Consider the following 8,266-nt stretch of genomic DNA (forward strand, 5'->3'; position numbering starts at 1 on the left):
CGAGCCTGGGCGTCTCGCTCTACGCCTACAACCTCGGCTCGGACGATTCCTACGCCGTCGTGGCGCTGGAGTTCGCGCCCTAGCCCGACCTATTCATGAGGCCTCGAGCGAAACGTCGCGAATGGCTGCAGATGCTGCGCGGCGCCACGGCCGCCCAGGTGCCGACGACCGACAGAGTCGAAAAAAGGGCGTTCGCCGAAAAACTGCCGGCGTTCGACCGTCTCGTAAGTCTTGATGGACTCTTCGAGATCGCCGACCGCAGGCTTCGCCATCTCGACAGCTTCCTGACGCTGCACGTCGACAATCCGCCCGACATCATGCACTGGACCTATCCAGTACCGGTGCGCCTCGCAGGGGCGAAGAACATCTACACGCTGCACGACCTGGTGCCGCTGAAACTCCCCTACACGACTCTCGACCGCAAGGGCGATTATCTCCGCCTGATCCGGCACTGCCTGACGAGTGCGGACCATATCTGTACCGTGTCGGAATCCAGCCGTAACGACATCCTGCAGCTGTTCCCGGACGTCCCGGCGAACAAGGTGACCAACAGCTATCAGACCGCACCGGTCCCGTCCGACCTGCTCGATCGCGACGCCGCCGAGGATGCCCGTTTCGTCGAGGGCATGTTCGGGCTGCAGCACCGCGACTATTTCCTGTTCTTCGGGGCGCTCGACCCCAAGAAGAATCTGGTGCGCATCATCGAAGCCTATCTGACCAGCCAGTCGAAGACGCCCCTCGTCATCGTCGGAGCACGGCACTGGGGCACCGAGCAGGAGAGCCGGCTCTTCGGCGGCGGCGGCATCGCCCTTTATGGCGGTCCGACTGCGCAAGGCATCCGCCAGCTCGACTATCTGCCACGGTCGATCCTCCTGCGCCTCGCGCGCGGGGCGAAGGCGGTCTTGTTTCCGTCGCTCTACGAAGGCTTCGGGCTGCCCGCGCTCGAGGCCATCCGACTGGGCACGCCGGTCATCTCGTCCACGACGAGTTCACTGCCGGAGGTCGTCGGCGAAGCCGGACTGCTCGTCGATCCCTATGATACCAATGCGATCGCCGAGGCGATCCGCGCGCTCGACACCAACCCGGCGATCGCCCAGCGGCTGATCGATGCCGGGCCGGCGCAAATCGCGAAGTTCAGCGAAGCCGCCTATCGCCAGCGTCTCGCCGCCATGTACGCGCGGGTGCTTCAGGCCTGATCGGGCCAGCGGCGACGCGCCTCGATGCCATGCGCGTCGAGCGCCTGCAGCTCCGCCAATAGGGGTTCGAGCCGGTCGAGCGGCCAGGCATTGGGGCCGTCCGACAAGGCATGTGCAGGGTCGGGATGGGTTTCCATGAACAGGCCGGCGATGCCGACCGCGACCGCCCCGCGCGCCAGCACCGGGACAAATTCGCGCTGGCCGCCCGACGATGCGCCTAGCCCGCCGGGCAGTTGCACCGAATGGGTCGCGTCGAACACGACCGGACACCCCGTGTCGCGCATGATGACGAGCCCGCGCATATCGGTGACGAGATTGTTGTAGCCGAAGGACGTGCCGCGCTCAGTGACGATCACGCGGGCCTCGCGCCCTGCCGCTTCCGCCGCGCCTCGCGCCTTGGCGACCACATGCGCCATGTCGTGCGGCGCCATGAACTGCGCCTTCTTGATGTTGCCGACCTTGCCGCAGGCGCCTACCGCCTCAATCAGATCGGTCTGCCGGGCAAGAAAGGCGGGGGTCTGGACAATATCGACCACCTCGGCGGCGGCGCGCACCTGTTCGGCGTCATGGACGTCGGTCAGCAGGGGCAGTCCGGTTTCGGCGCGGACCTTCTCGAGAATGCGCAGCCCCTCTTCCAGGCCGGGTCCCCGAAAAGAGGCGTTCGAGCTGCGGTTCGCCTTGTCGAACGAGCTCTTGAAAATGATCAGCATGCCGAGCCGGTCGGCAATCGCACGGAGCCGTTCGGCGACGCCGAGCACCAGCGCCTCAGACTCGATCACGCAAGGCCCCGCAATCGCAAAGAGCGGTTCGTTCAGCCCGATCGGGCGGCCCAGCAATTCCATCATCTGTCCCTTTGCGCGACGACCGGCACGGGCCGGTGCCGGCTTCTAGGCGCGGCGCTCAACCCTGTGCAATCGCAAAGCGCGGCCCGAGGACCAGTTCGGCCGGGGGCTCGCCCGGCGCTGCCTCGAAATGGCGGTGATCCGCCGGGGAGAGCAACCAGCCGCGCCGCACGAGCCAGTCGCCGACATCCGAACGCGCGGTCAGCCATACCGTGGCCGGCGAGGCCACCAGGCCGACCGCAACGGGCAGCGTCCAGATCATTCCATCGATGCCGACGACCATCGCCGCAGTGAGCGCGAGGCCCAGGAGGATGTGCCAGCGATAGAAGCGAGTGATTTCAAGGAAATCGAGCCCGTCGACTTCCCGGCGTTGGGGCGACCAGCCACTCCGACGACCGCGCAATATATCGACGATCGCGAAGGTCTGGGTGAGCATGGTGACGGGAGCCATAACCACCGAAATCAGGATTTCGAGCAGCGTCCCCTTTGCGACTGTGCGCCAGCCGCCCAGCTGGCGCAGCAGATCGCGGTCTAGCGGCAGCGACAGCAACGCCGCGACCTTAGGCCCGAGCAGCATCAGCAGGGTCAGGCCGAGCAGCCACCCCGATGAAATCAGCACATAACCGTCGAAATCGGCTCGCAGCGTTTCGAAAATAGCCGCGCCGATCAGCAACAGCCACAGCGGCGACGTCAGATAGGCCGACGCGCCCATCAGCAATTGCAGCCGGTTGACCCAATGAAAGCCCGCCGTGTCGAGCAGGCGCAGATGCTGGAGGTTGCCCTGGCACCAGCGCCGGTCGCGGATCGAATGGTCGATCATCGTCGGCGGGAATTCTTCATAGCTGCCCTCGGGCATGGCGACCATGTGGACCGCCCAGCCGCGCCTGCGAAGCAGCGCCGCCTCGACCATGTCGTGGCTCATGATATGGCCGCCGAGCAGGCTGTTCTCGGGCAGTTCGGGCAGGCCGCAGCTTTCGGCGAAGGCCCGCACGCGAATCAGCGCATTATGCCCCCAGAAAGTCGACTCGGTGCCGGACCACCAGCGCAGGCCGGCCGAGGCGACCGGGCCGTAGAGCGCCGAGGCGAACTGATGCCAGCGCGCGAACATGGTGTGGCCGTTGATCAGTTGCGGCACGGTCTGAAGCAAAGCGATCGACGGGCGCGCTTCCATCGCCGTGGCGAGCCTCGCCATGGCAGCGCCGGTCATCAGGCTGTCGGCATCGAGCACCAGCATGAAATCATAGGCCCCGCCGAAGCGGCGGACCCAGTCGGCGATATTGCCCGGCTTGCGCGCGATGTTCTGCTGCCGGCGACGGTAATAGACGCCGGACCTGGCGCCCTCGGTCAGGCGGCGAAAGGCGAGATATTCGCGTGCATAAGCGGATTCGTGGGAATCGCTCAGCACGAAGAAATCGAAGCGGTCGGCCGCACCGACCTTCTCGACCGATTCCACCATCGACCTCAGGCGACGGAAGACCGCGCCCACCTCCTCATTATAGATAGGCATCAATACGGCTGTGCGTGCGCGCGGCAGAACCAGCGGGCTGCGGCGTATGCTTTCCAGCGGCCCACGGCCCAGCATCACGAAGAGGCCGGCCACTGCCGAGAGGAAGCCGAAGGCGATCCAGGCGAACAGCCCGAAGAACAGCAGGAAAAAGCCCGCATCGATCCAGTCGATACCGTCCGAGCGCAGGGGCGTGAACATCTCCTGCGCGGCGAGCAGGCCGAACAGGAAGCTGCCGACAATCAGAAACAGGCGGCGCTGGACCAGCGGACCGACATAGCCGATCGGCTCCTCCACCCCTCCGGGCGGCAGGCGGCGCAGATCCTGGACGGGCATGTCCAGCGGGGCTTCCGGCGGAAGGTCCGACTTCGTCCTCTGTCCCGATGAAGGGGGCGTCGGGCGACGGGGATCGTCTTCGGGTCGGTACAAGCTCACACTCTCATGTCGTTCGCGGCACCGCATGGGCGCCGGGGTTGCACGTCGTTCAGCCTATGATGTCCCCAACGCGGGGCCCCATGACAGGTTTCTCCGGCGAGTGACAGGCCGTGATCAGCCGAACTGGTGGATCAGCGTCTCGCTGAGCGGCGAACCGCCTTTTTCCAGCGTCGCCCGGAGGTTGGCGGTACCCGGCTCGCGCGCGACATCGACGATCAGACGCCAGCGGGCGGCCTGCCCGACGACAGGATAGGCAGCGACGCTGAGGATTCGACCGCGATCGATCGATACCGCCGGCGTCACCCCCGAACCGCGACCAAGTCCCTTGAGTATTGGCCCGGCGAAGTCCGCCACCAGACGCTGCGCGCCCGGGATTGGTTCGGTTCCAGGACGTCCGGCAACCCCGGTCCAGCGATCGACGACCCGCGCGATGGAGACCGCTTCGGGCTCTCCGCCCAGCCAGCGCAGGCGGTAGTCGAAGGTCAACCGCATCCCTGCAAGCGCCGGTGCCTTCGGCGTCCAGAAGGCGACGACATTGTCGTCGGTCTCGCGCCGGGTCGGGATCTCGTACAGCGTCACCGCGCCGGGGCCCCAGTCGCCTTTCGGCTCGACCCAAAGGCTGGGGCGCTTTTCGTAGAAGACGCCGTCATCCTGATAATGATCGAAGCTGCGGTCGCGCTGGAACAGCCCATAAGCGCTGGCCCCGCGATCGTCGGCAAACAGGTTGACGGTCGGCCGATCGGGATTGCGCAAGGGCCGCCACAGCCGCTCGCCCGCGCGGTTGTAGATCAGCAACCCGTCCGAATCATGGATTTCGGGCCGCCAGTCGATCCGCGCCTGCGGATTGCCCTCGTCATACCAGAACATGCTGGTGAGCGGGGCGATGCCCAGCCGTTCGACGTCGCGGCGCAGGAACAGCACGGCGGAGACATCCTGCACCACCGCCTGGCGTGCGTTGGTGCAGACGAAGCGATAGGCGCCGGTCAGGCTGGCCCCTTCGAGCAGCGCGTAGATGGTGAGCCCCGCGTCCGTGCGTTCGAGCCAGAAGGCGGTGAAGGCGGGAAACTCCTCGCGTCCGTCGATGCCGGTGTCGATCGCAACCCCGCGCGCGGACAGGCCATATTGGTCGAGCGGGCCGGCCGAGCGGAAATAGGACGCGCCCTGAAAGGCGAGCCAGTCCCCCACCCCACCCCGATTCATCACGCGAAAGCCGGAAATGCCGGGCAGGACCTGCGGCACGGGGCCCTCGCCGGGAGCAACCTCGAACATGTCCTCGCTATGCTCGATCGGACGCGCCCGGCCGCGCTCGACCAGGAAGAGATCGACCGGCGTCGGCGCATAGCGACCGAGCGGGAATAACCGCACCGCATAGCCATCGTCAGTGAAAAGCGATCGATCCTCGCGGAAGCGGATGCGGTTGGCGGCGTCATAGTCCACCGCATGGGTGCGCGGATCCGCCTGATGCGGCGGGCGCGGCGGGCGGCCGGCCAGCCGCTCGGCTTCCGCTTGCAACCAGGCCCAGTCGAAGGGCTGGGCCGTGCCGAGGGCGGGCGTCACCGCCCCAACGCTGCGGGTCCGGCCGGGAGCCGCCGCCAGCGCCGGGCCGCCGGCCGTCAGGGCGCCGAGCAGCGTCAGGATTTCACGTCTGTCGAACATCGCATTCCGCTATGAGTCGTTTCGGTTCCGGAGGATAGACCCCCGTCCTTCGCGAAAGTTCCTGTAGCCCAGCAAGCTGAACGGGCGCTGTAAGGCAGGCGGACGTGCTTGCAGAGTTCATGCCGCAGCCGCTCTGGTACAGAGAAGGAAGAAATGTATATCATACCTCTAGTTGTACGATAGCAGGTCCAAATACATGAATGTGCAGCGAGGCAGATTGGTCAGCGGCGGGCGGTTGCAGGTTCCCGCTGAAATTCGTCGTGTCCTCGGTCTTGCCGATGGCGATCAGGTGTTGCTGCGCGTCGTTGACGGTGAATTGCACGTGCGGCCGGTGCATAGCGCGCTAGGCCGGGTGCAGGCCCGACTGCGTGCCCATCTCCCGGCGGGTTCCAGCCTGTCCGATGAACTGATCGAAGATCGCCGACGCGCCTCCGAGCATGAGTGAGGTTCGCTACGTCCTCGATGCCTCGGCTTTACTGGCCGCAATGTTGGGGGAACGGGGCGCAAAAGCAGTCGAAGCGCATTTCTCGGACGCCTGTATCAGCGCAGTCAACCTGTCCGAGGTCGTCGCGAAACTGACCGAGCGTGGGGTTCCGGACGTTGCGGTTCACGAAAGTCTCGCCGATCTGGACCTGGATGTCCGCGACTTCGACATGGCGCAAGCGTTGCGCGCCGGCGTGTTGCGCAATGCCACCAGATCCCTGGGCCTTTCCTTCGGCGACAGAGCCTGCCTTGCTCTGGCAGCTGAACTGAATGCGATTGCGCTGACCACGGATGGGGCTTGGGCAAGTCTTGAAATAGACGTCGCCATCGAACTTGCCCGATAATAGGCTGGCGCCTCAAGGCTTATCGGATAGCAAGCCTCGTTCATCGCCGCCGAACTATCCGAGACAAGACCTCTCCGCTGGGGGGACGGCAATGCCGTCAGGCCGCGATTGCACCGTCGAGGCGATCATTGCGCCAGACCTGCTCTCCATCGACATACAGCGCCAGCGTGCCATCCATCAGCGGGCGTAGCACACAGGGAACCTCGGATTCGCAGACCCAGCCATTGGCATGAAACAGATCGAACAGATGCCCTTCGATCGCGCGGGAATGGGTGCCTACCACCATACGCCTGGCCTTGGCGTTCAGCGTCTCCATGCCCGCGCGGATGACGTCCTCCTCATGCCCCTGAATATCGATATGGATCAGATCGACGCGCTCGTGATCGGCAAGCAGCGTATCGAGAGAGATACAGGGAATTTCTTCGAGCTCTCCATGCTGCGACGCGGTCATGCGATCAACCCCGACCGCCTCGTCACCGAATGCAGCAAAGGCACCATAGTCGTCCTCCGCCGCATGCAGCTTCGGAAAGGACGCCACCCCATCCTTGGCGCCGGCTACCGCATGGTAGAGGCGATATCGTGACGGATCGAGGCCGTTGGTTCGGAAATTGTCGAGCATGAAAGCATGGTGGTCGCTCGATCCCTCGACCCCGATGAGTTCGATCCGCTCGTCATCGAACCCGCGCGCGAGCGCCGCCTGCCGGGATGCGATCAGCCAAGGCCCCCAGCCCGCACCAAGTTCGACGGCGGTGAACCTGTCGCGGGCCTCGAGTACGCTCCGCAGCGTGCCAACCCATTCGGACGTGCCGTGGAGACTGGGCTCGCGATCCCGCGGGACGCTTCGAAAAACATAGCCGGCGCGCCCGTGCCACCCCTGCCCCAGATAGGCGACGCGGGTGATCGCACCCAACATGTCGCGAAACGCGCCCTCGACCGGCTCCAGATCGGGGAAGGGTGCGAAGGCGTTGACGATCGCAAAGTCCAGCATCGCCATCGAGCCGGACGAGCCTACCTCGAACTCCCGCGTGGCAAGCAGCCGCAACCGCAGCGCGTTGACACTGTCGTTGTGGACGAGATGGCGCTCCGCTTCCTCCGCACTGGGCTCCCGCCGCAGCAGAAGACGAAAAGCCCAAAGCACCCCTTCGTGCCAGTCAACCGGATGCCGAGCTTGGAATGGCAAACCCGCGCGATCCATCAAAATGGCCCACTCGCGCGAGGTGCGTAGCGCACGACGCAAATCCTGGGCGCTGGTCCAGTTGACGAGATGGCGGGAGATCTCCTCCTCCGACGCCTCCCGGTTCAGGATCAGCCGATACGCCCAGATTACGCCTTCACGCAGATTCATCTCGATCTCCTTTGGCCGGCAGCCTGAACGAGTGACGCTACGGCTGCAACCGATGAGACCACCCACGCCTTAAGGCGAACAAATCGAGCCTGTGTGTCCGGCATCATGGGCCAGATGCTCAAAAATCCCTTTCTGCCGCAGCCTAGAGTGCGTCCGAAGACAAATTTGGAGCCCGCGTCTTCGGCAGAAAATACTCCATAGTGGGCACATCTTTCTTTCCGACAACACGCGTCCATGGGGCGCCTTTGCCTAGCGAGCGCCGCAACCTTCGTGTTGTGAAACACCGCCGATCAGTCTCTGTGGCCTTCGCATGAGACGTTGCGAAGCCTTGACCTGCACCCGCAATACTGGCGTATCGCGAGGGGGCTATTACCCGGGGGGACATCAAATGAAATACGGCGCAATTGCGGTCGCTTTGGCGTGCATGGCGACAGAATCCGGAGCGCAAGAGGCCGCTATGG

Annotated in this window: 7 protein-coding genes; 3 read left to right on the forward strand and 4 right to left on the reverse strand. The window is 64.9% G+C overall.

What is annotated here, in order from left to right; all coding sequences use genetic code 11:
* The first annotated feature begins 95 nt into the window (after positions 1-95).
* Positions 96-1,196: a glycosyltransferase family 1 protein gene (locus KAY22_RS21020; RefSeq protein WP_296625196.1), complete on the forward strand. Its 1,101-nt coding sequence runs from the start codon at positions 96-98 to the stop codon at positions 1,194-1,196.
* Here the strand turns inward: KAY22_RS21020 and kdsA are convergent.
* The 3 genes from kdsA to KAY22_RS21035 all read right to left on the reverse strand — a co-directional run bounded on the left by kdsA (position 1,187) and on the right by KAY22_RS21035 (position 5,633).
* Positions 1,187-2,038, reverse strand: coding sequence for a 3-deoxy-8-phosphooctulonate synthase (gene kdsA, locus KAY22_RS21025; RefSeq protein WP_296625202.1), 852 nt, complete (start codon positions 2,036-2,038; stop codon positions 1,187-1,189). The two genes, KAY22_RS21020 and kdsA, sit on opposite strands and share 10 nt — an antisense overlap.
* Before the next feature lie 58 nt (positions 2,039-2,096).
* Entirely contained in the window at positions 2,097-3,977 is a 1,881-nt protein-coding gene (gene mdoH / locus KAY22_RS21030) for a glucans biosynthesis glucosyltransferase MdoH (protein ID WP_296625197.1), read from the reverse strand.
* A 114-nt stretch (positions 3,978-4,091) separates the two neighbouring features.
* Positions 4,092-5,633 (reverse strand): glucan biosynthesis protein, encoded by a 1,542-nt coding sequence (locus tag KAY22_RS21035; protein ID WP_296625198.1) that lies wholly within the window; start codon positions 5,631-5,633, stop codon positions 4,092-4,094.
* A gap of 217 nt (positions 5,634-5,850) precedes the next feature.
* On the opposite strand from KAY22_RS21035, the gene KAY22_RS21040 reads away from it, so the two are divergent.
* Together KAY22_RS21040 and KAY22_RS21045 are read left to right on the forward strand one after the other, a co-directional pair.
* Positions 5,851-6,078: an AbrB/MazE/SpoVT family DNA-binding domain-containing protein gene (locus KAY22_RS21040; RefSeq protein ID WP_296625199.1), complete on the forward strand. Its 228-nt coding sequence runs from the start codon at positions 5,851-5,853 to the stop codon at positions 6,076-6,078.
* Entirely contained in the window at positions 6,071-6,460 is a 390-nt protein-coding gene (locus KAY22_RS21045; protein ID WP_296625200.1) for a type II toxin-antitoxin system VapC family toxin, read from the forward strand. The genes KAY22_RS21040 and KAY22_RS21045 overlap by 8 nt, the downstream gene beginning before the upstream one ends.
* 97 nt (positions 6,461-6,557) lie before the next feature.
* On the opposite strand, the gene KAY22_RS21050 is transcribed toward KAY22_RS21045, so the two are convergent.
* Positions 6,558-7,805, reverse strand: a complete 1,248-nt coding sequence (locus tag KAY22_RS21050; RefSeq protein WP_296625201.1) for an FkbM family methyltransferase — start codon at positions 7,803-7,805, stop codon at positions 6,558-6,560.
* Positions 7,806-8,266 lie beyond the last annotated feature (461 nt).

It is taken from the genome of Rhizorhabdus sp. (assembly GCF_018006725.1).
Taxonomy (GTDB): domain Bacteria; phylum Pseudomonadota; class Alphaproteobacteria; order Sphingomonadales; family Sphingomonadaceae; genus Rhizorhabdus.

Excerpts from the sequence above, each read along its gene's own strand:
- KAY22_RS21020 (WP_296625196.1), top strand. The coding sequence starts at position 96 with ATGAGGCCTCGAGCGAAACGTCGCGAATGGCTGCAGATGCTGCGCGGC.
- KAY22_RS21050 (WP_296625201.1), bottom strand. The coding sequence starts at position 7,805 with ATGAATCTGCGTGAAGGCGTAATCTGGGCGTATCGGCTGATCCTGAAC.
- kdsA (WP_296625202.1), bottom strand. The coding sequence starts at position 2,038 with ATGGAATTGCTGGGCCGCCCGATCGGGCTGAACGAACCGCTCTTTGCG.
- KAY22_RS21035 (WP_296625198.1), bottom strand. The coding sequence starts at position 5,633 with ATGTTCGACAGACGTGAAATCCTGACGCTGCTCGGCGCCCTGACGGCC.
- KAY22_RS21045 (WP_296625200.1), top strand. The coding sequence starts at position 6,071 with ATGAGTGAGGTTCGCTACGTCCTCGATGCCTCGGCTTTACTGGCCGCA.